26 protein-coding genes are annotated in these 24857 nt (G+C 35.2%); all 26 read left to right on the top strand.

Annotated elements, in window-relative coordinates:
- The first annotated feature begins 100 nt into the window (after positions 1-100).
- The 26 genes from sucC to fliY all read left to right on the top strand — a co-directional run bounded on the left by sucC (position 101) and on the right by fliY (position 24851).
- Positions 101-1261, top strand: a complete 1161-nt coding sequence (gene sucC / locus QI30_RS10550) for an ADP-forming succinate--CoA ligase subunit beta (RefSeq protein WP_020189429.1) — start codon at positions 101-103, stop codon at positions 1259-1261.
- A 17-nt stretch (positions 1262-1278) separates the two neighbouring features.
- Positions 1279-2199, top strand: a complete 921-nt coding sequence (gene sucD / locus QI30_RS10545) for a succinate--CoA ligase subunit alpha (protein WP_020189430.1) — start codon at positions 1279-1281, stop codon at positions 2197-2199.
- 73 nt (positions 2200-2272) lie between these two features.
- Positions 2273-3157 (top strand): DNA-processing protein DprA, encoded by an 885-nt coding sequence (gene dprA / locus QI30_RS10540; RefSeq protein ID WP_126990765.1) that lies wholly within the window; start codon positions 2273-2275, stop codon positions 3155-3157.
- Between the two features lie 93 nt (positions 3158-3250).
- Positions 3251-5338, top strand: coding sequence for a type I DNA topoisomerase (topA, locus tag QI30_RS10535; protein ID WP_020189432.1), 2088 nt, complete (start codon positions 3251-3253; stop codon positions 5336-5338).
- Between the two features lie 307 nt (positions 5339-5645).
- Positions 5646-6956, top strand: coding sequence for an FADH(2)-oxidizing methylenetetrahydrofolate--tRNA-(uracil(54)-C(5))-methyltransferase TrmFO (gene trmFO, locus QI30_RS10530; RefSeq protein ID WP_020189433.1), 1311 nt, complete (start codon positions 5646-5648; stop codon positions 6954-6956).
- A gap of 256 nt (positions 6957-7212) precedes the next feature.
- Positions 7213-8109: a tyrosine recombinase XerC gene (gene xerC / locus QI30_RS10525; protein WP_126990764.1), complete on the top strand. Its 897-nt coding sequence runs from the start codon at positions 7213-7215 to the stop codon at positions 8107-8109.
- A gap of 27 nt (positions 8110-8136) precedes the next feature.
- Positions 8137-8682, top strand: coding sequence for an ATP-dependent protease subunit HslV (hslV, locus tag QI30_RS10520; protein ID WP_044527260.1), 546 nt, complete (start codon positions 8137-8139; stop codon positions 8680-8682).
- Positions 8679-10073 (top strand): ATP-dependent protease ATPase subunit HslU, encoded by a 1395-nt coding sequence (gene hslU, locus QI30_RS10515; protein WP_020189436.1) that lies wholly within the window; start codon positions 8679-8681, stop codon positions 10071-10073. The genes hslV and hslU overlap by 4 nt, the downstream gene beginning before the upstream one ends.
- Before the next feature lie 77 nt (positions 10074-10150).
- Positions 10151-10930, top strand: coding sequence for a GTP-sensing pleiotropic transcriptional regulator CodY (codY, locus tag QI30_RS10510; RefSeq protein WP_020189437.1), 780 nt, complete (start codon positions 10151-10153; stop codon positions 10928-10930).
- Between the two features lie 582 nt (positions 10931-11512).
- Positions 11513-11908 carry a flagellar basal body rod protein FlgB gene (flgB, locus tag QI30_RS10505; protein WP_126990763.1) on the top strand — a complete coding sequence of 132 codons (396 nt, stop codon included), beginning with the start codon at positions 11513-11515 and terminating at the stop codon, positions 11906-11908.
- Positions 11909-11910: 2 nt separating this feature from the next.
- A complete protein-coding gene (gene flgC / locus QI30_RS10500; RefSeq protein WP_020189439.1) occupies positions 11911-12375 on the top strand; it encodes a flagellar basal body rod protein FlgC in 465 nt (154 codons plus the stop codon).
- A gap of 24 nt (positions 12376-12399) precedes the next feature.
- Positions 12400-12702 (top strand): flagellar hook-basal body complex protein FliE, encoded by a 303-nt coding sequence (fliE, locus tag QI30_RS10495; protein WP_020189440.1) that lies wholly within the window; start codon positions 12400-12402, stop codon positions 12700-12702.
- A gap of 47 nt (positions 12703-12749) precedes the next feature.
- Positions 12750-14357 (top strand): flagellar basal-body MS-ring/collar protein FliF, encoded by a 1608-nt coding sequence (gene fliF, locus QI30_RS10490; RefSeq protein ID WP_126990762.1) that lies wholly within the window; start codon positions 12750-12752, stop codon positions 14355-14357.
- Between the two features lie 15 nt (positions 14358-14372).
- Positions 14373-15389, top strand: a complete 1017-nt coding sequence (fliG, locus tag QI30_RS10485; RefSeq protein WP_020189441.1) for a flagellar motor switch protein FliG — start codon at positions 14373-14375, stop codon at positions 15387-15389.
- Positions 15382-16158: a FliH/SctL family protein gene (locus tag QI30_RS10480; RefSeq protein WP_126990761.1), complete on the top strand. Its 777-nt coding sequence runs from the start codon at positions 15382-15384 to the stop codon at positions 16156-16158. The genes fliG and QI30_RS10480 overlap by 8 nt, the downstream gene beginning before the upstream one ends.
- 6 nt (positions 16159-16164) lie before the next feature.
- The gene (gene fliI, locus QI30_RS10475; protein ID WP_020189443.1) at positions 16165-17487 is read left to right on the top strand and encodes a flagellar protein export ATPase FliI; all 1323 of its coding nucleotides are present in this window, start codon (positions 16165-16167) and stop codon (positions 17485-17487) included.
- Between the two features lie 3 nt (positions 17488-17490).
- On the top strand, positions 17491-17940 hold the full coding sequence (gene fliJ, locus QI30_RS10470; protein WP_126990760.1) for a flagellar export protein FliJ: 450 nt from the start codon (positions 17491-17493) through the stop codon (positions 17938-17940).
- 5 nt (positions 17941-17945) lie between these two features.
- The gene (locus QI30_RS10465) at positions 17946-18602 is read left to right on the top strand and encodes a MotE family protein (RefSeq protein ID WP_126990759.1); all 657 of its coding nucleotides are present in this window, start codon (positions 17946-17948) and stop codon (positions 18600-18602) included.
- A 22-nt stretch (positions 18603-18624) separates the two neighbouring features.
- Positions 18625-19992, top strand: coding sequence for a flagellar hook-length control protein FliK (locus QI30_RS10460; RefSeq protein WP_126990758.1), 1368 nt, complete (start codon positions 18625-18627; stop codon positions 19990-19992).
- 3 nt (positions 19993-19995) lie between these two features.
- Positions 19996-20697, top strand: a complete 702-nt coding sequence (locus QI30_RS10455) for a flagellar hook capping FlgD N-terminal domain-containing protein (protein ID WP_126990757.1) — start codon at positions 19996-19998, stop codon at positions 20695-20697.
- Between the two features lie 5 nt (positions 20698-20702).
- Positions 20703-21071: a TIGR02530 family flagellar biosynthesis protein gene (locus tag QI30_RS10450; protein WP_020189448.1), complete on the top strand. Its 369-nt coding sequence runs from the start codon at positions 20703-20705 to the stop codon at positions 21069-21071.
- Between the two features lie 82 nt (positions 21072-21153).
- Positions 21154-21945, top strand: coding sequence for a flagellar basal body rod protein FlgG (gene flgG, locus QI30_RS10445; RefSeq protein ID WP_020189449.1), 792 nt, complete (start codon positions 21154-21156; stop codon positions 21943-21945).
- A 62-nt stretch (positions 21946-22007) separates the two neighbouring features.
- A complete protein-coding gene (locus QI30_RS10440; RefSeq protein WP_020189450.1) occupies positions 22008-22226 on the top strand; it encodes a flagellar FlbD family protein in 219 nt (72 codons plus the stop codon).
- Entirely contained in the window at positions 22219-22650 is a 432-nt protein-coding gene (fliL, locus tag QI30_RS10435; RefSeq protein WP_126990756.1) for a flagellar basal body-associated protein FliL, read from the top strand. The genes QI30_RS10440 and fliL overlap by 8 nt, the downstream gene beginning before the upstream one ends.
- Before the next feature lie 31 nt (positions 22651-22681).
- Entirely contained in the window at positions 22682-23680 is a 999-nt protein-coding gene (fliM, locus tag QI30_RS10430; protein ID WP_020189452.1) for a flagellar motor switch protein FliM, read from the top strand.
- Entirely contained in the window at positions 23673-24851 is a 1179-nt protein-coding gene (fliY, locus tag QI30_RS10425) for a flagellar motor switch phosphatase FliY (RefSeq protein ID WP_126991035.1), read from the top strand. Before fliM ends, fliY begins: the two co-directional genes overlap by 8 nt.
- Positions 24852-24857: the final 6 nt, after the last annotated feature.

Here is a 24857-nt window from a genome sequence, read left to right as displayed (position 1 = left end):
TATAAAAGATATTGTAGTATAAAACATAGACAGTTCAGAATATTTTATATACAATGAAATAGGTAACAGAAAGTTTTACAAAGAGATGGGAGGAAGTTTCATGAATATCCATGAGTATCAAGGGAAAGAGATTCTTCGTCAAAATGGGGTAAAGGTTCCTAAAGGTATCGTTGCATTTTCACCAAAAGAAGCGGTGAAAGCAGCTAAAGAATTAGGCACCGAGGTAGTAGTAGTGAAAGCTCAAATCCATGCTGGGGGGCGTGGTAAAGCAGGCGGTGTTAAAATCGCAAAATCACTAGACGAAGTAGAACAATATGCAAAAGAACTTTTAGGTAAAGTATTGGTGACACACCAAACTGGTCCAGAAGGTAAAGAAATCAAGCGCCTTTACATAGAAGAAGGCTCAGATATTAAAAAAGAGTATTATGTAAGTTTACTCGTTGACCGTGCTACTTCTCGTGTCACATTAATGGGATCTGAAGAAGGCGGTATGAATATCGAAGAGGTTGCGGAAGAAACACCTGAAAAAATCTTCACAGAAGTGGTGGATCCGATTGTCGGCCTTACAGCTTTCCAAGCACGACGTCTTGCATTTAATATTAATATTCCGAATAATTTGATAAATAAAGCAGCAGACCTTTTCCTAGGTTTATATAAAACATTCATCGAAAAAGATGCATCTATTGTTGAAATTAATCCACTTGTTGTAACAAATGGGGATGAAGTTATCGCATTAGATGCGAAATTCAACTTTGATGGTAATAGTCTATATCGTCATGCAGATGTAGTAGAACTACGGGACTACGATGAAGAAGATCCGAAAGAAATTGAAGCATCAAAACATGATTTAAGCTATATTCCACTAGAAGGTTCAATTGGTTGTTTAGTAAATGGTGCCGGACTTGCGATGGCAACTATGGATACAATCGGTTACTACGGCGGCAGTCCAGCAAACTTTTTAGATGTTGGTGGTAGCGCGACAGCAGAGAAAGTTAAAGAAGCATTTAAAATCATCCTTTCAGATGCACATGTAAAAGGTATTTTCGTTAATATTTTTGGTGGCATTATGAAATGTGATGTTATTGCAGAAGGTGTTGTAGCAGCAGCAGGCGAACTAGGTTTAGAAGTGCCACTTGTTGTTCGTTTAGAAGGTACAAATGTTGAGTTAGGTAAAGAAATTCTACGAAATTCAACATTAAATATCGTAGCAGCAGCATCACTTGCAGACGGCGCACAAAAAATCGTAGAGCTTGTAGGCTAAGAAGGGGTGGAATAAACATGAGTATTTTCATTAATAAAGATACAAAAGTGCTTGTTCAAGGTATTACTGGTTCAACTGCACTTTTCCATACAAAACAAATGCTTGAATATGGTACAAAAATCGTAGCGGGCGTTACACCAGGTAAAGGCGGCACTGAGGTTGAAGGTGTTCCAGTATTTAATACTGTAAAAGATGCTGTTGACGCAACGGGATGTAATGTATCAGTAATTTATGTACCAGCACGTTTTGCAGCTGACTCAATTTTAGAAGCTGTAGAAGCCGAATTAGATATGGTTATCTGTATTACAGAACATATTCCTGTATTAGATATGGTTCGTGTAAAACGTTATATGGAAGGCAAGAAAACACGTTTAATCGGACCGAACTGCCCAGGTGTTATTACAGCAGATGAATGTAAAATTGGTATTATGCCAGGATATATTCATACAAAAGGCCATGTAGGTGTTGTATCACGTTCTGGTACATTAACTTATGAAGCGGTACATCAATTATCAACAGCAGGTATTGGTCAAACAACAGCAGTTGGTATTGGTGGAGACCCTGTAAATGGTACAAATTTCATCGATGTATTAAAAGAATTTGAAGCTGATCCAGAAACATTAGGAGTTGTTATGATTGGTGAAATTGGTGGTACAGCGGAAGAAGAAGCAGCTGAATACGTAAAAAACAATATGACAAAACCAGTTGTTGCATTTATCGCTGGTCAAACAGCACCTCCAGGCAAACGAATGGGTCATGCTGGTGCAATTATTTCAGGTGGTAAAGGTACAGCAGCGGATAAAATCGCAGCACTGAACGCAGCAGGTATTGAAGTTGCTCCTACACCATCAACAATTGGTGAAACATTTATTAAAGTTGTAAAAGAGCAAGGTCTTTACGATCAAGTAAAAACACATGCTGAAAAACAACATGTTTAATTTTTAAAATAAATAAATCGGGATCGCGTTATATACGCGGTCCTTTTTGTGTTTTTAAGAGAGGATGAAAAGTATGTTCGAACAATCACTAAGAGAATTTTTACTAGCATTACATTATGTTATGCCTGCTTCTATCAATCGTTTATGGCCCTTGTTATCATGCGAATCATTAGAAAAAATTTCTTCTATGCAACTATCAAAACTCCTCAAAATTACACCTCAAAAAGCCTTAAAATTACAACAATTTTTAAATGCACATAGACATTTTTCTTTTTCTTCATATTATAAACAACAAAAAATCATCCCGATTACTTTTTTTGATGCAGCCTATCCTAAAAATTTGCGCCATATTTATGATCCACCGAGTGTTATTTATACAAAGGGAAACATAAATATTTTACAAAATGAACGGAGAATTGCCGTTGTAGGATCTCGAAAAGCAACTCAATATTCAAAAGATGCGCTAGAACATTTACTGCCACCACTTTTAAACGAAGAATTTGTCGTTGTAAGCGGTTTGGCAAGAGGAGCTGATAAAATGGCTCATGATGTGACAATTACGCTTGGAGGGGCTACAATTGGTGTATTAGGCTATGGATTTCAACATGTTTATCCTAAGGAACATGAGGGATTAATAAAAGTGATGAGTCAAACACAATTACTGATTAGCGAATATCCACCGTATATGGGGCCAAAAAAATGGCAATTTCCAATGAGAAATCGATTGATTAGTGGGATAAGTTGGGGAATTCTTGTGACAGAAGCTCAAAAAAAGAGTGGCACTTTATCGACAGTTGACTATGGATTAGAGCACGGACGCTCAATTTTTGTGCTTCCTGGAAATATTTTGTCACCACTCTCTGAATTACCCCATAAATTGGCCTCAGAGGGTGCTACGCTTGTATGGAATGGCTCTCAAATCCTTGAAGAAATGGCCGATTTTTTATTTTTGAAATGAAAAATGGTTGCAAAACTTGGATTTCTGTTATACATTTTGCAACAGGTATTTGTTTTCAATAAGAAACTTCACCTCTCATAAGGGGGAAATCACATGTCAGATTATCTAGTTATTGTAGAATCGCCCGCGAAAGCCAAAACAATCGAGCGATATTTAGGAAAAAAATATAAGGTAAAAGCTTCTATAGGTCATGTTCGTGACTTACCGAAAAGTCAAACGGGTATTGATACGGAAAATAACTACGAACCGAAATATATTACGATTCGTGGTAAAGGCCCTGTCTTACAAGATTTAAAAAACGCAGCAAAAAAAGCGAAAAAAATCTTTCTCGCAGCCGATCCAGATCGTGAAGGGGAAGCAATTGCTTGGCACTTAGCTACAGCATTAAATATTGATAAAGATTCGGATTGTCGTGTCGTCTTTAATGAGATTACAAAAGATGCGATTAAAGAATCTTTTAAACATCCACGTCCAATTGATATGGATTTAGTTGATGCACAGCAAGCTCGCCGTATTTTAGACCGTTTAGTAGGTTATAACATTAGCCCATTACTATGGAAGAAAGTCAAAAAAGGGTTATCTGCAGGTCGCGTTCAATCTATTGCTTTACGTTTAATTATTGACCGTGAAAATGAAATCAATAATTTTAAACCAGAAGAATATTGGACAATCGATGCACAATTTGAAAAGGACAAAAAACAATTTGATGCATTATTTTATGGCACAGGCACTGACAAAGTAAAATTAACAAATGAAGAAGAAGTAAATGCAATCTTAAAACAAATAGACGGTGAAGATTTCAAAGTTACAAAAATTGTAAAACGTGAACGTAAGCGTAATGCTGCGGCGGCATTTACAACCTCTTCTCTTCAACAAGAAGCTGCGCGTAAGTTAAATTTCCGCGCAAAGAAAACAATGATGTTAGCGCAGCAACTTTATGAAGGGATTGACCTAGGTAAAAAAGAAGGTATTACAGGTTTAATTACTTATATGCGTACGGATTCTACGCGTATTTCAGAAACAGCAAAAAAAGAAGCATTTAGTTATATTGAGCAAACATATGGTGAAGAATATACAACGCCTGTTTCACAACAAGCTAAAAAATCTGAGAAAGCACAAGATGCGCACGAAGCGATTCGTCCAACATCTACATTACGTCATCCAGATCAATTAAAAGCAGTGTTATCACGTGATCAATTGCGTCTGTATCGTCTAATTTGGGAACGTTTTATTGCGAGCCAAATGGCACCAGCGGTATTAGATACCGTAACAGCTGATTTAATTAATGGAGATATTACATTCCGTGCAACAGGATCACATGTAAAATTTTCAGGCTTTATGAAAGTCTATATTGAAGGTAATGACGATTCGAAAGAAGATAAATCAAAAGATAAATTGTTACCACCGATGCAAGAAGGCGATATTGTTAAAAGCCTTGAAATTGCGCCGAAACAACATTTTACACAACCACCACCACGTTTTTCTGAAGCGCGGTTAGTAAAAACCTTAGAAGAGCTAGGTATAGGTCGACCATCAACTTATGCGCCAACGCTAGATACGATTCAAAAGCGTGGCTATGTGACGCTTGAAACGAAGCGTTTTGTACCAACAGAGCTTGGTGAAATCGTTCATTCATTAGTAAATGAATTTTTCCCAGAAATTATTAATATTGAATTTACGGCAAAAATGGAACGAGATTTGGATAGTATTGAAGAAGGCAAAATAGAATGGGTTAAAATCATTGATGCCTTTTATCAAGATTTTGAAAAAAGTTTAAAACATGCTGAAGTTGCAATGGAAAAAGTTGAAATCAAAGATGAACCTGCTGGTGAAGATTGTGAACTGTGCGGCCATCCAATGGTATTCAAACTTGGTCGTTACGGTAAGTTTATGGCATGTAGTAATTTCCCAGAATGTCGCAACACAAAAGCGATTGTAAAAGAAATCGGTGTGAAATGTCCGACTTGTCATGAAGGCGAAATTGTTGAACGTAAGAGCAAAACGAAACGTGTCTTTTATGGCTGTAATCGTTATCCAGAATGTGATTTCGTATCATGGGATAAACCAATTGCTCGTAAATGTCCAAAAGGTGACCATTTATTAGTTGAGAAGAAAGTTAAAAAAGGCACACAAGTACAATGTACAGAATGTGATTATAAAGAAGAAACAGTTGAAAAATAAGAGTGCTATGTAAGAAGCTAGGCCAAAAGGGAAAGCTCAGCTTAAACATATAAGCATAATAAAAGAGGGAATCGTGCTGACGCGTGATTCCTTTTTTTGTGCACCAATAAACTGAAATGAGCTACAATTGTGTTTCAGTCGCTTTTTTAATTATGAAAAAAAGTGAGCAACTGCTACTATGTGATAAAACAGTTCTATCCTAAACAATGATTCTCTTGGTAAAACATAGTAGCGTTTTATTTAGTGTACTGTTAAAATGAATTTTATATTGCGAAAAACGCAAAAGAAAAAAAGGCAGGTATGTAACATGACACCAATCGTAAATGTAATCGGAGCAGGTCTTGCTGGTAGTGAAGCAGCATGGCAAATCGCAAAACGTGGCGTAAAGGTACGCTTATATGAAATGCGTCCAGTAAAACAAACTCCAGCGCACCATACAGATAAATTCGCAGAGCTTGTATGTTCAAACTCATTACGTGCAAACTCTTTAACAAATGCTGTTGGCGTAATTAAAGAAGAAATGCGCCAATTAGATTCGGTAATTATTGATGCAGCAGATAATTGTTCAGTACCAGCAGGTGGCGCATTAGCAGTTGATCGTCACGAATTCTCAGGATATATTACTGAAAAGGTAAAAAATCATCCAAATGTTGAAGTGATTAACGAAGAAGTAACAGAAATTCCAGAAGGTATTACGGTTATTGCAACAGGTCCATTAACATCACCGGCATTAGCTGAAAAAGTACGTGAAGCAACAGGTCAAGATTATTTATACTTCTATGATGCAGCAGCACCAATTATTGAAAAAGATTCAATTGATATGGATAAAGTATATTTAAAATCACGTTATGACAAAGGCGAAGCAGCATATTTAAATTGCCCAATGAATAAAGAAGAGTTCTATGCTTTCCGTGAAGCACTAATCGGAGCGGAGAAAGCTCCACTAAAAGAATTTGAAAAAGAAAAATACTTCGAAGGTTGTATGCCGATTGAAGTAATGGCTGAACGTGGCGAAAAAACAATGTTATTCGGACCAATGAAACCAGTAGGTCTTGAAGATCCTAAAACAGACAAACGTCCATATGCAGTAATTCAACTTCGTCAAGATGATGCAGCTGGCACACTTTATAATATTGTAGGCTTCCAAACACATCTAAAATGGGGCGAACAAAAACGTGTATTTAGAATGATCCCAGGTTTAGAAAATGTTGAAATTGTACGTTATGGTGTTATGCATCGTAACACATTCATTAACTCACCCAAAGTATTAGCTCCAACATATCAACTAAAGGCACAACCAACTGTATTCTTTGCAGGTCAAATGACAGGCGTTGAAGGTTACGTAGAATCAGCTGGAGCAGGGTTAGTGGCAGGGATTAATGCAGCACATATGGCATTAGAGCAAGAACTTGTAATCTTCCCTAAAGAGACGGCTCTTGGTAGTATGGCGCGCTATATTACTGAAGCAGATGCAAAACATTTCCAACCAATGAATGTGAATTTTGGTTTATTCCCTGAACTAGGAGAACGCATTAAATCAAAACAAGAACGTGGCGAACGTCATGCAGCTCGTGCGTTAGCTGCATTAAAGCAATTTAAAGATTCAACTGTACTTTAATTCGATAATCTTTCTATGGTACACAATTGTATTCTCTAGAAATAAATTTGATTCGGTCCTTTAAAGTTGTTATACTTTGAAGGGCTTTTTTAATGCTTCAAGTAAGATACCTTCACTTAGTAATAGGTTGTTCAAAAAATCGTCACGGATTGACAGAAAATAAGTACAATCTATGTTTTGCTTAGAGCCTTCTCGCTTTATTTAATAGTGAGACAATGAGAGAATAAAGATAGATTGCTCGATGTGAGGTGTTCGAATGGAGATTCAGAAGATTCAAGCGCTTAATGATTTTATAGCATATATTAAACTTGAGAAAAATTACGCGTCTTCAACTGTTTTAAATTACGAAAAAGATTTATATTACTTTTTTGAATTTTTAAAACAAGAAGGTGTCGAAGATTTAGAAAGAGTAGCGTATCTTCATGCGCGATTATATGTAACACAGTTATATGATGAGCAAAAAGCGCGTGCGACGATTTCACGAAAGATTTCTGCGATTCGTTCGTTTTTCCGCTTTTTAAATAAAGAGTATCAATTGGATGATGCTGCATTCCAAGCGTTATATCATCCGAAAAAAGAAAGCCGCTTACCGCGCTTTTTCTATGAGGAAGAATTAACGAATTTGTTTGAGAGAAATGAAGGGGATGATGTAAAGTCGTTGCGGAATATAGCACTTTTAGAATTGCTATATGCAACGGGGATTCGCGTGAGTGAACTTACATCATTAACAGTAAAAGATGTTGATTTATCATTGGATATTGTACGTGTCATGGGGAAAGGGAGAAAGGAACGGTATGTACCGTTTGGTCATTATGCTCATGAAGCTATTGTGCGTTATATAAATGAAGTGCGCACACCATTGATGAATCAGCCACATAGTAAATTATTTGTAAATATGCGTGGTGGGGAACTAACATCACGTGGCGTTCGTTATATTTTAAACGAAATGCTGAAAAAGGCAGAGATGCACGGGGTGATATATCCGCATATGTTACGTCATACATTTGCTACGCATTTGTTGAATAATGGAGCGGACTTAAGAACAGTCCAAGAATTACTTGGACACTCTTCGTTATCTTCTACGCAAATTTACACACATGTAACGAAAGAACATCTTCGAAATACTTATATGAATGCTCATCCGAGAGCGTAATGATAAAGAGGAGTGAAGATTGTGGATATGCAAATGCACGCAACAACTATTTTTGCAGTTCAACATAAAGGCCAAAGTGCAATGGCTGGTGATGGTCAAGTAACATTAGGCCAATCAGTTATTATGAAAAATACTGCTCGTAAGGTTCGTCGTTTATACAATGGTCAAGTACTAGCAGGTTTTGCTGGTTCTGTGGCAGATGCTTTTACATTATTTGAAATGTTTGAAGGCAAATTAACAGAGTATAATGGAAATTTACAGCGAGCTGCTGTAGAGGTAGCGAAACAATGGCGTGGAGATAAAATGCTTCAGAAGCTTGAAGCATTATTACTTGTCATGAATAAAGAAACGTTACTTCTTGTTTCTGGTTCAGGAGAAGTTATTGAGCCAGATGATGGGATTTTAGCAATTGGTTCAGGTGGGAACTACGCACTTGCAGCAGGTAGAGCATTGCAAAAACACGCTGGAGAGTATATGACTGCTAAAGAAATTGCAAAAGCTTCTTTAGAAACAGCTTCAGATATTTGTGTTTTTACAAATCATAATATCATTGTGGAGGATTTAGACGTATGACAATACAACAAACACCAAAACAAATGACTGAATACTTAAATCGCTATATTGTTGGCCAAACAGAGGCAAAAAAATCTGTAGCAGTAGCCTTACGCAACCGCTATCGTCGCCAACGTTTATCAGAAGAAATGCGCGAAGAAGTGATTCCTAAAAATATTTTAATGATTGGACCAACGGGTGTTGGTAAAACTGAAATTGCACGTCGTATCGCTAAGTTAGTAAAAGCGCCATTTTTAAAAGTGGAAGCAACAAAATTTACTGAAGTTGGTTATGTAGGGCGAGATGTAGAATCAATGGTCAGAGATTTAGTAGAAGTTGCGAATCGTCTTGTAAAAGAAGAAAAACAAGAAGAAGTTCATGATCAAGCTGAGAAATTAGCGAATGAACAAATTGTTAAACTTTTAGTTCCAAGCATGCGCAAAAATAAACAACCAAATATGGCGAATCCTTTTGAAATGTTTTTTGGCAATCAACAAGAGGAGGATGAAGACACAACGGAAGATACACAAGTCCGTGTTAAACGTTCCCAAATTGCTGAAGATTTAGCTGCCGGAAAACTTGAAAACGAATGGGTCACTGTTGAAGTTGAAGAACAAATGAGCATGATGATGATGCCAGGAATGCCTGGTATGGATATGAATGGCACAGGTATGGGCGATTTATTGTCTAGTATGATGCCAAAGAAAAAGAAAAAACGCCGCTTACAAGTAAAAGAAGCGCGCCGCGTATTAACGATTGAAGAAGCGAATAAACTTATTGATAGTGATGAGGTAGCTGAAGAAGCTGTTCGTCGTTCTGAACAAATGGGTATTATTTTCATTGATGAAATCGACAAAATCGCAGTTAGAGGTAATAATGGTGGTCAACCTGGTGTATCTAGAGAAGGTGTACAGCGAGATATTTTACCAATTGTAGAAGGTTCAACAGTAAATACGAAATATGGTACTGTACGCACAGATTTTATGCTGTTTATTGCAGCAGGTGCTTTCCATATGTCAAAACCATCTGATTTAATTCCAGAATTACAAGGTCGTTTTCCAATTCGTGTTGAATTAGAAAAATTAACGAAAGAAGACTTTGTACGAATTTTGAAAGAACCAGATCATTCATTAATTTTACAATATCAAGCATTACTTGAAACAGAGGGTATTGCAATTGCATTTACCGACGAAGCCATCGATTGTTTAGCAGATATCGCGATGGAAGTAAATCTGAATACTGATAACATCGGTGCTCGTCGTTTGCACACTATTTTAGAAAAACTATTAGAAGACCTATCATTTGAGGCTTCTGATATCGCACCAGCACATATTGATATTACACCTCAGTATGTGAACAGTAAGCTCGGAAAAATCGTTAAGAACAAAGATTTGTCAGAGTTTATTTTATAGTTTATAATTGAAATGTATAAAAACTTTTGAATATTCCGTAAATAAAGGACAATTCAATCAGGAGGAACACTTTTAAAATGAATTTATTAGCAAAAATTCGTAAAATTAACTCAATGCTTCAAGCGTCAGCTGGTAAGCCTGTGAACTTTAAAGAAATGTCAGAAACACTTGGCGAAGTAATTGATAGTAATGTATATATCGTAAGTCGTAAAGGTAAACTATTAGGTCTTACAATTAATCAACAAATCGAAAACGAACGTATTAAAAAAATGTTTGAAGAACGTCGTTTCCCAGAAGCATATACTAAAAATTTATATGATTTTCAAGAAACAGTCGCAAACATAGGTATCGATGATGAACATACAGTATTCCCTGTAGAAAATAAAGATACATTCAAAGATGGTTTAACAACTATCGTTCCAATCGTTGGTGGTGGAGAACGTTTAGGTACATTAGTACTTGGTCGTATCGGAAACTCATTTGAAGATGAAGATTTAGTATTAGCTGAATATGGCGCAACAGTAGTAGGTATGGAAATTCTACGTGAAAAAGCGGAAGAAATTGAAGAAGAAGCACGTTCAAAAGCAGTTGTACAAATGGCTATCAATTCACTTTCTTATTCAGAACTTGAAGCAATTGAACATATCTTTGAAGAATTAGATGGTTCAGAGGGTCTATTAGTTGCTTCTAAAATTGCTGACCGTGTTGGTATTACACGTTCTGTGATTGTAAATGCTTTACGTAAACTAGAATCTGCTGGGGTTATTGAATCACGTTCTCTAGGTATGAAAGGAACTTATATTAAAGTTTTAAACAATAAATTCCTTACTGCTTTAGAAGAAATCAAAATGCGTTAATTATTAAATTGAAAGAAGATGCTGGGACAAAACACGTCATTTTCCTTTTTGAGCGTTCGCAACGAAAAACCGGAACCGCGCTACAGCGCGATTCCGGTTTTTCTTATGCTCATATGAACGGTTGTTTTTATACATATGTCCCAGCCTCTTCTTTTTTATTTGCTGAAAAAATAACTGCTAATAAAAAACTAAAGAATTATCATAAAGATACAAATTAAACTTCTTAAAAATAAATTCATGTATCTTTATGTAATTAATTTTCTTTAAATACAAATTTAGGTATAAAATATTACAAAGGATAAAAGTAATATTTTATTTCAATAAAAAGTAAAATTCGAAACAGCTTCAAAATCCCTATTTTTAAGGTTTACACTGTATTGATAGTGTGAATAAACAGCCTAAAAACAATATAATATAGTGAATATAACATTGAGTTGAAAGTATTATAGAACTAAAGATAGGACCTTAGAATCATTAAAAAAGCTGTAGAATCAATAGACACACTGTCGCTTATTTATTACAATTAACATATTGATATTATAGGGCTTTGTTTACAGCGAATATTGAACTGAGGTGAAAAAAGTGGGGTTATTTAGTGGGACAATTAGTAATTTAGAATATGGTCTATCATATGCTTCAACTAAGAATAAAGTAGTTGCACAAAATATAGCAAATAGTGATACACCTAATTATAAAGCAAAAGATGTTAGTTTTGCCAAAATGTTAGAAGATGCGAAAACATCATCTGTATCAGCTTATAGAACAGATAATAAGCATATTAATTTCACTACCAGTTCAACAAAAACACCAGGTATATATAGTTATACAAATTTAAGTTATCGCCAAAATGGTAATGGTGTTGATATGGATAAAGAACAGGCAAGTTTAGCGGAAAATACAATTTATTACAATGCATTAATTGATCGTGTAAGTGGAAAGCTTAATTCATTGTTAACAGTTGCTAAGGGAGGAAGTTAACCATGTCGATTTTTAGTAGTATGGAAACAACAGGAAGTGCATTGACTGCGCAACGATTAAGAATGGATGTTGTTTCATCAAACTTAGCAAACATAGATACAACAAGAGCAAAACAAGTTAATGGAGAATGGGAACCATACCGTCGTAAAACGGTAACATTAGCTTCTCAACAATCAGGACCTGCTTTTTCCAACTATTTAAGTGCAGCAATTGGTCGAAGTGATCAGTCCACAGGTAAAGGTGTAAAAGTAACTCAAATTAATGAAGATACAGAAACACCGTTTAAATTAATTTACGATCCAACTGATCCGGATGCAAATGATGAAGGGTATGTTCAAACATCAAATGTGGATTCATTAAAAGAAATGACAAACTTGATTTCGGCAACAAGATCTTATGAAGCGAATGTAACTGCATTTAACGCAAATAAATCAATGCTGTCAAAAGCTTTAGAAATAGGTAAATAAATGAATTAGAAGGAGCTGTTAATGATGGCCATATCTTCTGTGGCGCTAACTCAACCTGTTACTCCTGCTGTGACGCAAACAGCAGCAACAGATAACATTAAAACAGACACATCGTTTAGCACGATGTTAAAAGATGCAATTAATGAAGTAAATGACACACAAGCAACATCAGATGTGTATACAAATAAATTAGTGAATGGGCAAGATGTGGAGTTGCATGATGTAATGATTGCTGCACAAAAAGCAAATGTTACATTGAATACGGCTCTATCGATTCGTAATAAAGCAGTCGAAGCTTATCAAGAAGTTATGCGTATGTCAGTATAAGCTTAAACCTTTGAATCGCTGCATTTACAAGTACCCGGAGGCATAAAATGAACGAAAGAGTAAATAATATTAAAACGAAGTTCTCTGGATTTTGGGGAAGTCGTTCAAAAAAGCAAAAGATTGCATTAATTAGTAGCATCGTAGCAATTATTGCGTTAGCAGCAATTATTACATATTTTGCAACCCGCGTTACTTACAAACCTTTGTATTCAAATTTAACAGCTAGTGAAGTTGGACAAATTAAAGAACAATTAGATGCTGAAGGGGTTAAGTATCAAATTGAAGAAGGTGGAACCACAATATTAGTTCCAGAAAATCAAGCAGATGATTTACTCGTAAGTTTAGCTTCACAAGGCTATCCACAATCGGGTGAAATTGACTACTCTTTCTTCTCTGAAAACGCAGGATTTGGTATGACTGACAACGAATTTAATGTGCTAAAAGTTGCATCAGTTCAAACTGAATTAGCAAAATTATTAAAACAAATGGATGGAATTAAAGATGCAAAAGTTATGTTATCTATACCTGAAAAAAGCACATTTGTAACAAGTAGTGAGAATGCAGAAGAATCTAGTGCTTCTATTGTGTTAGATACACAGGCAGGACAACAATTTTCTGATGAGCAAATTAAAACATTATACAATTTAGTGGCAAAATCAGTACCCAATTTGAATACAGATAATATCGTTATTACAAATCAATATAATGAATATTTTGATTTGACATCAGATTCAATTGCAGGAGCGAATGGAGCTGGGAATGCAGCGAGTCAATTAGCCGTAAAAAAACAAATTGAACGTGATTTACAAAGACAAGTTCAATCATTATTAAGTAATATTATGGGCGCTGGAAAAGCCGTTGTTACAGTGACTTCTGATATTGATTTCACACAAGAACAAAGAACTGAGAAACTAGTAGAACCAGTTGATAAAGAAAATATGGCGGGTATTACAATTAGTGCTCAAAAGATCTCTGAAACGTACTCAGGTACTGGAGCTGCAGCAGCAGGAACGTCAGAGGCAGATGGAGCTACAGATAATTTTACAGATTATCAAGCTGCTGGAGATACGGGTTCTGGAGATTATGAAAGAACAGAAGATACTGTTAATAATGAAGTGAATCGTATTAAACGCCAAATTACTGAAAGTCCATATCGTGTACGTGATTTAGGGATTCAAGTCGTTTTAGAACCACCAACATCAGATGACCCAACATCTCTACCAGCAGATACAGAAACGGCTGTTCAAGATATGTTGACATCAATTGTACGTACATCAATCGATAAAAACTCAGCAGGAAACTTATCAAATGCAGATGTATCACAAAAAATTAATGTTTCCGTTCAAAAATTAAATGGTAAAGCCACAACAGCAACAGCAACAGGTACAACAATTCCTTGGTGGATTTGGGTCATTGGTGGTGTTCTAGTTGTAGCCATTGGATTATTAACATTCTTTATTATCCGTTCACGTCGTCAAAATGAAGAAGATTATTATGATGAAGAAGACTATTATGATGAGGAAATGGAAATTGAAGACATAGCAGACGAAAAAGATTCTGAATCAACAGTTCGTCGTAAACAGTTAGAGAAAATGGCGAAAGATAAGCCAGAAGACTTTGCAAAATTATTACGTACATGGATTTCAGAAGACTAATGGGAGGGAAATGCGTTGGTAGCAAAAAAAGATAAAGAGCTTTCTGGTAAACAAAAAGCCGCACTCCTATTAATCTCATTAGGACCTGAAGTTTCTGCTGCAGTATATAAACATCTATCCGAAGAGGAAATTGAACGTTTAACTCTAGAAATTTCAGGCGTGAAAAAAGTAGACCCAGAAGTAAAAGAAGAGATAATTGAAGAATTTCATAATATTGCCCTTGCACAAGATTATATTGTGCAAGGGGGTATTGGATATGCAAAAACAGTTCTTGAAAAAGCATTAGGAAATGATCAAGCACAGCAAATTATTAATCGTTTGACATCATCATTACAAGTAAGACCATTCGATTTTGCGCGCCGAACAGATCCAGCTCAAATTTTCAACTTTATTCAAAATGAGCATCCACAAACAATTGCACTTATTTTATCGTATCTTGAGCCTCAGCAGGCAGGAACAATTTTATCGTCACTGCCACAAGAAGTACAGGCAGATATCGCAAAACGTATAGCAACAATGGAATCAACATCACCTGAAGTTATTAGTGAAATTGAATCTGTATTAGAAAGAAAATTATCTTCTACAGTAACACAGGATTATACAGAAACGGGCGGTGTAGATGCAGTTGTAGAAGTACTGAATGGGGTAGACCGTCAAACAGAAAAAACAATTCTCGATGCACTCGAAATTCAGGATCCAGAACTTGCAGAAGAAATCAAAAAACGTATGTTTGTTTTCGAAGACTTGGTTACATTGGACAACCGTTCAATTCAACGTGTTATACGCGATGTCGAAAACGAAGATCTATTATTATCTATGAAAGTTTCGAGCGAAGATGTCAAAGAAATCTTATTCAAAAATATGTCTCAACGTATGGCAGAAACTTTCAAAGAAGACATGGCAGTTATGGGACCAGTTCGCTTACGTGATGTTGAAGAAGCACAATCACGTATTGTCGCAGTAACTCGTCGTTTAGAAGATGCCGGAGAAATTATTATTGCTCGTGGTGGAGGAGATGACATTATTGTCTAGAATTTATCGCCCAGGCACAGGTATGGACCAACCAAATATTCGCACGATTGAAATTCGAGAATTCATGATTCCTACTGTCGATGAAGATAATGACGTCGTTCCAGATATTTCACTAGAACAATTGTATGCTGAGCGAGATCGATTATTAGAAGAAGCTCGGCAAGAAATTGAATTGAAAAAAAAGCAGTTTGAAGTATTTTGCATAGAAAAAGAAACTTCATTAAAAAAGTCCAAGCAACAATGGGAAGATGAAAAAATCCAATTGCAGCAACAAGCATATGATGAAGGTTTTTCTCAAGGTATAGATGAGGGAAGAAATAAAGCGTTATCGAATATGGCATCTGATATTCAAATAGCTAATGAAACAATGGCTCAATCAGAGCAAAATGCCTATGCATATCTAGAAAGTCAAGAGGGCGTTATTTTAGAATTGGCTATGCGTTCAGCAGAGCGGATTTTAAATTTAGAGTTAGAAGAAAATGCTACAAAATATATGCCAATTGTTAAACGAGCATTGAAAGAAGTTCGTGAAAGTGAATTTGTCAAAGTGTATGTTTCTGCAGAAAATCATGCATTGCTTACAAAAAATAGAGCAGAATTAGTAGCGATGTTCCCAGTAGATATGCCATTTATGATTTTTATTGACGATACATTATCAATTCAAGAATGCTATATAGATACAAATCATGGTCGCCTTATAGCTAGTATCGATGAACAGTTAAATGAGTTACGTCACCACCTAAGTGAAATATTAGAGAGTGCGGAGTGATTTGGAATGAAGGCTGTGGAATTATTAGAACAATTACATGCCGTACCTACATTTAAAAAATATGGTCGAGTGACAAAAGTTGTTGGATTAATGATTGAGGCGCAAGGCCCTGAAAGTTCAATAGGTGATGTATGTAAAATACATGTTTTCTCTGCGCATACAGGGCATCAAAAAATTTTAGCAGAAGTAGTGGGTTTTAGAGATGAAACGGTTGTCTTAATGCCTTTTACTTCATTGAGAGATATCTCTATTGGTTGTCTTGTTGAAAGTACAAATAAGCCACTTGAAATTAAAATTGGGCCAGAATTAATTGGGAAAATTTTAGATTCAATGGGAAATCCTTTAGATGGCTCGATATTACCTAAAGGATTAGCAGTTGTAGATACTGAAGGAGAACCACCGAACCCATTAACTAGACCACCTATAGAAGAAAAATTAGAGGTTGGTGTTAAAGCAATTGACGGTATGTTAACAGTCGGAAAAGGGCAGCGTCTTGGTATCTTTGCCGGTTCGGGTGTAGGTAAATCAACATTATTAGGAATGATTGCTAGAAATACTACTGCAGATTTAAATGTCATAGCATTAATCGGAGAACGTGGTAGAGAAGTAAGAGAGTTTATAGAACGAGATTTAGGACCCGAGGGGCTGAAACGCTCGATAATTGTTGCTGCTACTTCTGATCAACCTGCATTAATGCGTATAAAAGGTGCTTTTACAGCTACAGCTATAGCAGAATATTTCCGTAATAAGGGATTAAATGTCATGTTAATGATGGACTCGGTAACACGAGTGGCTATGGCACAACGAGAAGTAGGTCTTGCTACAGGAGAACCGCCTGCACAAAAAGGCTATACGCCTTCAGTATTCGCTATTTTACCTAAACTATTAGAGCGTACAGGAACAAATGAATATGGCTCTATTACAGCTTTTTATACAGTACTAGTAGATGGGGACGATATGAATGAACCAATTGCAGATACTGTACGTGGAATATTAGATGGTCATATTGTTTTAGACCGTGTCTTGGCTAATAAAGGGCAATACCCTGCAATAAATGTTTTGAAAAGTGTAAGTCGACTAATGAATCATATTGTTACAAACGATCATAAAATTGCCGCAGAAAAATTAAGAGAACTTTATTTCACTTATAGTAAATCCGAAGATTTGATTAATATAGGAGCTTATAAAAAAGGAACATCAAAAGAAATTGATGAAGCTATTTTTTATGAACCATTGATTACGAATTTTTTAAAACAGGGGTATCTAGACCCGGTTTCTTTAGAAGAAAGCGTTAATCAACTTATTCACTTAGCAAATCGAGGAGGATAATAGATGCCAAAGTATAAATATCGATTTGATTCCATTATTGTTGTAAAAGAACAAGAAAAGAATGAAGTTGAAATGGCTTATAAAAAAGCTGTACAAGATTTTGAAGCAGTTGCTCAAAACTTATATGATTCCTTAAAAAGAAAAGAAGATTTAATTAGCTATCAAGAGCAACAAATGAAAATAGGTATGAGCATCCAAGAAATGCATAGTAATGCACAGTTTTTAGATAGCATAGAAAAAGCGATTGTTGATATTCAAAATAAGGTAATTCAAGCACGTTCTAAAATGGAATGGTTTGAAGGAAAATTACTTGAGCAAACATTAGAGTGTAGAAAATATGAAAAAATGCGAGAGAAAGATTATGAATTATTTAAATTAGAAAAAAATCGATTAGAAATGCTTCAATTAGATGAGCTCTCGCAAATCGCTTATTACAATAAAGAAATTAGGTGATTCTAGTGGCACAACCAAAAAAACGACCTGTAAAAGGTAAAAGACCACCTAAGGGCCGTGAAGATTTGGGAGAAGAAAAAAAAACACCGGGAAAATTCCAAAAAGCTTTTTTCTGGATTATTATACCGTTACTATTCGCTTCAGCAATTTTATTAATTGTTTTTGAAGTGACAGGTACAAATATTTTTGAAAAGGCAAAAGATATTGCAGGTGTTTCTCAAAATGAAGAAAACAATGAAATTAATAATAAAAATTACGAAGAACAAATTGTGAATTTGAAAGCTCAGCAACAAGAAAAAGAAGCTGAAATTAAGAGTTTGCAAGATCAAATTGATCAACAAAAAATAACTGCGAAAAAAGAACGAATAGAAAAACGTCGTTTGAAAAAAGAAATAAAAAAATTAAAGTCAGGTTCTGAAGATGAAACAGCAAGTATTGATTCGCTTATTGCTACATATGAACAAATGCGACCGAAATCTGCTGCGCCAGCTTTAGTTGCGCTTAAGGATGAAGAAGCTATTGCAATCATGAGTAAATTAAAAACAGAAACATTAGCCGCCATTTTAGAAAAAATGTCTCCAGATGAAGCTGCTCGATTTACTACTTTATTATCTGTAAAAAAAGTCGACAATAAAAATGTAACAAAAACTTCAACAAATTAAAAAATTGAAAGGAGGTGAACAAATGAATCTTGCAACGATGCAATTAGCAAACACAATGCAACAATCAATGAATACAGTAAATACAACAAATGCTTCTGTAAATGATCAAGGTGTATCATTTAATGAAAGACTAAATGCCGCAACTATTAATGATACAAATTCAGTAGTACCAAATCAGCAAAAAACACTTGATGATGGAAATACATCTAAAAAATTTCAAATGAATTTAGGATTAGGTGCATTGTTGGGTAATAATCAGACAAAAGTTGAAACAGTTGATATAGATATAAAAAGTTTATTGAACGCTTCGAATTTGAAAGAATTAGGAATTGATATATCTGATACAGAGCTAATGACAAAACAGATTTCATTAAATCAATTAGCAGAAGTACTTGAGGTGGATATAGATCAATTGAAAAAAGCATTTAGTGAACTAATTGCAGAAGAAGTAACGGGGGATAACCTTTGGGATATTTTAGCCCAACTTGATATGAGTGCATTCAAATTTATTCAAAATGTAACGACTTCATTAGAAGGAAAAGGACCACTTACAAAAGAAGAAATTTCGGATGTTGTTAAAATGTTAAAATTTGTTGAATTGGCGGCTCCAACAACAGATTTAACATTACAACAAGAAATGCAGAGTTCACAAGTTAAAAACTGGATGACTACAATTGCTTCAAGAGTTATTGAAACTGCACAAACGCAACAAGATGTTAAAGAAATGATTAACAAGGCACTTGTGAACATAAAAGTGGCAGAAGTACAAGCACCGACTATAGGTCAAAAAGAATTGTCACCCAATATGAAGGAACAAGAAATTATTGGGGTGGTGAAACCAGTCGTTCAGCAAGAAATTTCAACAACAAAATCAGTGACGCCTGAATTGGTAGGTAACGCGATTACAAAAGTCACTCCACAGACAACAACTATAACAATTTCTTTACCGCAAACAACGCCAACTTCACAATCTGAAAACTTTGTAAAACAATTTGAACAAATTATGAATCGTAGCCAATTAGCAACTAATGCTCAAGGACAACGCTTATTGATTAAACTATATCCAGAGCATTTGGGTTCAATACGTATAGAGTTTTCACAGCAAAATGGAATAATGAGTGCACGTATTTTGACATCAACAGCTACTGGTAAGCAAATGATAGAAAGCCAATTACATCAATTAAAAACAGGGCTAGTGAATCAAAATATTCAATTGGATCGAATTGATATTTCACAAGCATTATCTGAACCGTCACGTAGCGAGCAGCGCCAACAACAATTTAATCAACAATCGTCTATGAATCAGCAGAATCATAGCAATCAAAAAGAAAATAGACAAGATGATGATGGATTGACGTTTGAAGAACTATTAGCAGAATTAGAGGTGTAAGTTATGACAACGACTATTCAAAAACAATATGGTATGCCAAGTAATGGCGTTAAAGTAGTTGCAGAAGGTGAAAATACTTCTTTAGGTAAAGACGCATTTTTAAAGTTATTAGTAACACAACTACAATATCAAGATCCATCTAGTCCGATGGATAACTCACAATTTATTTCACAAATGGCGCAGTTCTCTTCTTTAGAACAAATGCAAAATGTTTCGTCATCAATTGAAGAATTAACAGCAGTCACACAGCAAACACAGATGATTCAATTTAATTCTTTTGTTGGTAAAACGGTAAAGTATCATATTACAACAACGACAACTGGAAAAGAAACTGGAGAAGTTGTAGAGTCTGCTAAAGATTCGATAACGCAATCTACAGCAGGTGTTGAAAGTGGTACTGGAACAATCGTAAGTGTCAAATACGACGGCTCAACAGCAAAATTTGTATTAGATAATGGAAAAACCATTCAAGCATCTAATATATCAGAAGTATTATCTGGAAGTTCTTCAAGTAGTGCAGGTAATTCTCTTGTAGACTCAAGCATGTTAATTGGGAAAAATGTTACATTCAAAAACGAACAAGGTGAAGAGCAAACAGCGATGGTTGAATCGGTATCTAGAAAAGACAACTCAATTGTTTTCAATTTATCAGGCGGTCTTCAAACAACAGCAGATCAAATTGTATCAATTACTCAGAAAGCATAAATTTATTGCGATATATTCAACCACTACAACCAGCAAACACTGTTAAGCAATCACCAAATGTAGTGCCCTATAAAAAGGTACCTACACAAAACTTTCAAGATGTTTTAAATCAACATAATTCGTTGAAAATAAGTAAACATGCATCACAACGTTTGGCACAGCGAAATATAAAAATAAATGAAGTAGAATGGCAGAAAATCACAAGTAAAGTACTAGAGGCGAAAGAAAAAGGAGTTCAGGAACCGCTTGTTGTAACACCCAAAACAACAATGATTGTTAGCGCTAAAAATATGACAGTCATTACAGCAATGAGTAGAGAAGAATCTGAAAATCAATTGTTTACTAATATTGATGGAACAATTATTTTATCATAGGCAGGACCTGTAAAAGGGTGCCTTCGTATTACCGATTGACAGAGGTAATATATTTTTTAAAATCGAAGGGAGAAAATTTATTATGTTACGTTCAATGTATTCAGGTGTTAGTGGTTTACGAAATTTTCAAACGAAGTTAGATGTTATTGGTAATAACATCGCCAATGTTAATACGTATGGCTTCAAAAAAGGCCGTACGACATTTAAAGATTTAATCTCACAAACTTCTGCAGGTGCTGGCGGCGCTACAGATACAATGGGTGGTACAAACCCAAAACAAATTGGATTAGGTTCTGCAGTAGCTTCAATTGATACAATTGCAGATCAATCATCATTACAGACAACCAATCGCGTGCTTGACTTAGCTATTGAAGGAGATGGCTATTTTGAAGTTACAAAAAATGGTGAAACGATGTATACGCGTTCAGGTAATTTTTATTTAGATAGCAATGGGGCTCTAGTAACAAGTGATGGAGCTTATATTCAAGCAGCTGGTAGTGGTAATATTAATATCCCCGCCGAAGCCACTGAAGTATCTATTTCACAAGATGGAACAGTTAATGCCATTGTTGGAGGACAGTTAACTCCGTTAGGTCAAATAGGAGTTACTAAATTTATTAATCCAGGTGGTCTAACAAAAGTAGGAGCAAACTTCTTTAAACCATCTGCTAACTCAGGAGCACCAAGTGAGGAAAAAACTCCAGGTGTAGAGGGAAATGGCGTCATTCAATCAGGATTCCTTGAAATGTCAAATGTTGATATGTCAGAAGAATTTACCGAAATGATTATTGCGCAGCGTGCCTTCCAAGCAAACTCACGCATTATTACGACATCTGATGAGATTTTACAAGAATTAGTAAATTTAAAACGATAATTTTAAACCTTTTTATAAGAAGGGAGGAAGGACTAAGTTAATTTCTTAGTCCTATCCATTTTATGATTTCTTTAACAAAGTTAAATGGCAAGGCGTTCTCGCTTAATGCATTATACATAGAAACAGTCGAAGAGTTTCCAGATACGACCATTACATTAACGACTGGAAGAAAATATGTTGTATTAGAATCTGGGAACGAAGTATTAAATCGAGTTACAAAGTTTTATAAAAGTGTTCAACTCCTATCCAATCCGCATTTAAGAGGTGAAGAAGATGAATAAAAATAAAGTGCTAACAATTATGCTTATTGTGTTGGTTTCGCTAACTTTAATCGGTGTTGTAGCCACCGTAGTTATTACCCAAATTGGTGGGAAAGATACGGCAAATGCGGAGCCAGATATTGATACAGTGCTAGAGTCTTCTGTTGATGTAGAAGAATTAACTACAAACTTAAAAGGCAGTAATTTTGTTAAAATTTCTTTGAAAGTACAAACGGATAGTAAGGATGCTGCAGAAGAATTAACAAAACGTGATTTTCAAATGAAAGATATTTTAATTGAAGAACTTTCAGAGTTATCAAAAGAGAATTTAGAAGGAAAAAAAGGAAAAGCGGTTTTACAAAACACATTAAAAACAAAATTTAATGGATTAATGCAAGAAGGTCAAATTCAACGTGTGTATATTACATCATGTATTATTCAATAAAAAAGAAATGAATTTTTAAGGAGGTGGGCAAATGGCCGGAGATGTGTTATCACAATCCGAAATTGATGCATTGTTATCAGCGTTATCAACAGGTGAAATGTCAGCGGAAGATATGAAAAAAGAAGAAGAAACGAAAAAAGTAAAAGTATATGACTTTAAACGAGCATTACGATTTTCTAAAGATCAAATCCGTAGCTTAACGCGAATTCATGAAAACTTTGCACGCCTATTAACAACATATTTTTCTGCCCAGCTGCGCAGCTATGTTCAAATCACCGTAGCCTCGGTGGATCAGATACCATTTGAAGAATTTATTCGTTCCATACCTAATATTACATTAATCAATGTATTTGATGTGCCACCTTTAGATGGCAATATTCTAATGGAAATTAATCCAAATATTGCTTATTCAATGTTGGATCGTTTGATGGGTGGAGCAGGAACAAGTCATAGTAATGTAGATAATTTGACGGAAATCGAACAAAAAATAATGACAAATCTCTTTGAGAGATCATTTGATAATTTACGTGAAGCATGGGCAAATATTGCTGATATTGACCCGATTTTAACAGAGTTAGAAGTGAATCCTCAATTTTTACAAATGATATCACCAAATGAAACGGTAGTCGTTATTTCGTTCAATTCTATCATTGGTGAAACTAGTGGAATGATAAATATTTGCATTCCACATGTTGTATTAGAACCAATTGTTCCAAATTTATCTGTCCGATATTGGATGCAATCGAATACTAGGGAAAATTCACCAGAACAAAAAGCTCGAATTGAGCAAAATATTCGTCGATCTGAGGTGGATGTTACAGCTGAATTAGGTTCTACAAACATTAGTATTGAAGATTTCTTATTTTTACAACAGGGTGATGTTATTCAGTTAGATCAAAACATTACCAATCCATTAACAATTAAAGTAGACAATATTCCAAAATTTACTGCTCAGCCAGGTAAAGTGAAGAAAAAAATGGCTGTTCAAGTAATTGAGTCTTTGAGAGGAGGAGACGATGATGATGAGTGATGATATGTTATCACAAGAAGAAATTGAGGCACTACTTCGTGGTGAATCAATTGATAAAGGTGATGATAAAAATGATGATGCGTCTGCTCAAAAAGAACAGTATAATGTAGGAGACTATTTAGATGAAATGTCTCAGGATGCCTTAGGAGAGATAGGTAATATTTCATTTGGCAGTTCTGCAACTGCACTATCTTCTTTACTGGGTCAAAAAGTTGATATTACCACACCAACTATTTCAATGATTAATCGTGACAAACTGGAGGAGGAATTTCCCCATCCGTATGTTGCTATTCAAGTAGAATATACGATTGGTTTAACAGGAATGAATTTACTTGTAATCAAACAATCCGATGCGGCTATTATTGCAGATTTGATGCTAGGTGGAGATGGATTGAATCCATCAGAGGAATTAGGTGAAATACATTTAAGTGCTGTTCAAGAAGCAATGAATCAGATGATGGGCTCTGCAGCTACTTCGATGTCTACAATATTTAATAAAAAAGTAGATATTTCTCCTCCATCAATTGATCTAATGAATATTCGTGAAGATGAAGGTTCTGAAAATATTCCAGAAGAGGATTTGCTGGTACGTGTATCTTTCCGTTTACGTATAGGTGAATTAATTGATTCGAATATTATGCAGTTATTACCCTTGGAATTTAGTCAATCCTTAGTTCAACAACTATTGAATCCAGAACCAGTAGAAGAAATTTCAATAGAGAAAGAAAGTGTTTCTGAACCAGTGACTTCACAAGAAAAAACAATGCAACAGCCTATGATGCAACACCAGGAAGCAATTACAATGCAACAGCCGATGTATGCACCACCTCAACAATATCAACAACAACCAATGAATGTTCAACAGGCACAATTTACAGAATTTACACAACCATCATTAAAACAAACAGAAGCACGTAATTTAAATATGCTTCTAGATATACCTTTGCAGGTAACAGTTGAATTAGGTCGTACAAAACGTTCAGTAAAAGACGTATTAGAATTAGTAAGCGGTTCAATTATTGAATTAGATAAATTAGCTGGTGAACCGGTTGATATTTTAGTAAATAGTCGTTTAATAGCAAAAGGTGAAGTAGTTGTTATTGATGAGAATTTTGGTGTGCGAATTACAGATATCTTAAGTAAGGCAGATAGACTAAATAACTTACGATAATCGTTT

It is taken from the genome of Candidatus Kurthia intestinigallinarum, assembly GCF_003991225.1.
GTDB classification, from domain to species: Bacteria; Bacillota; Bacilli; order Bacillales_A; family Planococcaceae; genus Kurthia; species Kurthia populi.
Note: the sequence above shows the minus strand (reverse complement) of the source record. Positions and strands in the feature narration are given on the sequence as shown.

Excerpts from the sequence above, each read along its gene's own strand:
- sucC (WP_020189429.1), top strand. The coding sequence starts at position 101 with ATGAATATCCATGAGTATCAAGGGAAAGAGATTCTTCGTCAAAATGGG.
- sucD (WP_020189430.1), top strand. The coding sequence starts at position 1,279 with ATGAGTATTTTCATTAATAAAGATACAAAAGTGCTTGTTCAAGGTATT.
- dprA (WP_126990765.1), top strand. The coding sequence starts at position 2,273 with ATGTTCGAACAATCACTAAGAGAATTTTTACTAGCATTACATTATGTT.
- topA (WP_020189432.1), top strand. The coding sequence starts at position 3,251 with ATGTCAGATTATCTAGTTATTGTAGAATCGCCCGCGAAAGCCAAAACA.
- trmFO (WP_020189433.1), top strand. The coding sequence starts at position 5,646 with ATGACACCAATCGTAAATGTAATCGGAGCAGGTCTTGCTGGTAGTGAA.
- xerC (WP_126990764.1), top strand. The coding sequence starts at position 7,213 with ATGGAGATTCAGAAGATTCAAGCGCTTAATGATTTTATAGCATATATT.
- hslV (WP_044527260.1), top strand. The coding sequence starts at position 8,137 with ATGCAAATGCACGCAACAACTATTTTTGCAGTTCAACATAAAGGCCAA.
- hslU (WP_020189436.1), top strand. The coding sequence starts at position 8,679 with ATGACAATACAACAAACACCAAAACAAATGACTGAATACTTAAATCGC.
- codY (WP_020189437.1), top strand. The coding sequence starts at position 10,151 with ATGAATTTATTAGCAAAAATTCGTAAAATTAACTCAATGCTTCAAGCG.
- flgC (WP_020189439.1), top strand. The coding sequence starts at position 11,911 with ATGTCGATTTTTAGTAGTATGGAAACAACAGGAAGTGCATTGACTGCG.
- fliE (WP_020189440.1), top strand. The coding sequence starts at position 12,400 with ATGGCCATATCTTCTGTGGCGCTAACTCAACCTGTTACTCCTGCTGTG.
- fliF (WP_126990762.1), top strand. The coding sequence starts at position 12,750 with ATGAACGAAAGAGTAAATAATATTAAAACGAAGTTCTCTGGATTTTGG.
- fliI (WP_020189443.1), top strand. The coding sequence starts at position 16,165 with ATGAAGGCTGTGGAATTATTAGAACAATTACATGCCGTACCTACATTT.
- fliJ (WP_126990760.1), top strand. The coding sequence starts at position 17,491 with ATGCCAAAGTATAAATATCGATTTGATTCCATTATTGTTGTAAAAGAA.
- QI30_RS10460 (WP_126990758.1), top strand. The coding sequence starts at position 18,625 with ATGAATCTTGCAACGATGCAATTAGCAAACACAATGCAACAATCAATG.
- QI30_RS10455 (WP_126990757.1), top strand. The coding sequence starts at position 19,996 with ATGACAACGACTATTCAAAAACAATATGGTATGCCAAGTAATGGCGTT.
- flgG (WP_020189449.1), top strand. The coding sequence starts at position 21,154 with ATGTTACGTTCAATGTATTCAGGTGTTAGTGGTTTACGAAATTTTCAA.
- QI30_RS10440 (WP_020189450.1), top strand. The coding sequence starts at position 22,008 with ATGATTTCTTTAACAAAGTTAAATGGCAAGGCGTTCTCGCTTAATGCA.
- fliL (WP_126990756.1), top strand. The coding sequence starts at position 22,219 with ATGAATAAAAATAAAGTGCTAACAATTATGCTTATTGTGTTGGTTTCG.
- fliM (WP_020189452.1), top strand. The coding sequence starts at position 22,682 with ATGGCCGGAGATGTGTTATCACAATCCGAAATTGATGCATTGTTATCA.
- fliY (WP_126991035.1), top strand. The coding sequence starts at position 23,673 with ATGAGTGATGATATGTTATCACAAGAAGAAATTGAGGCACTACTTCGT.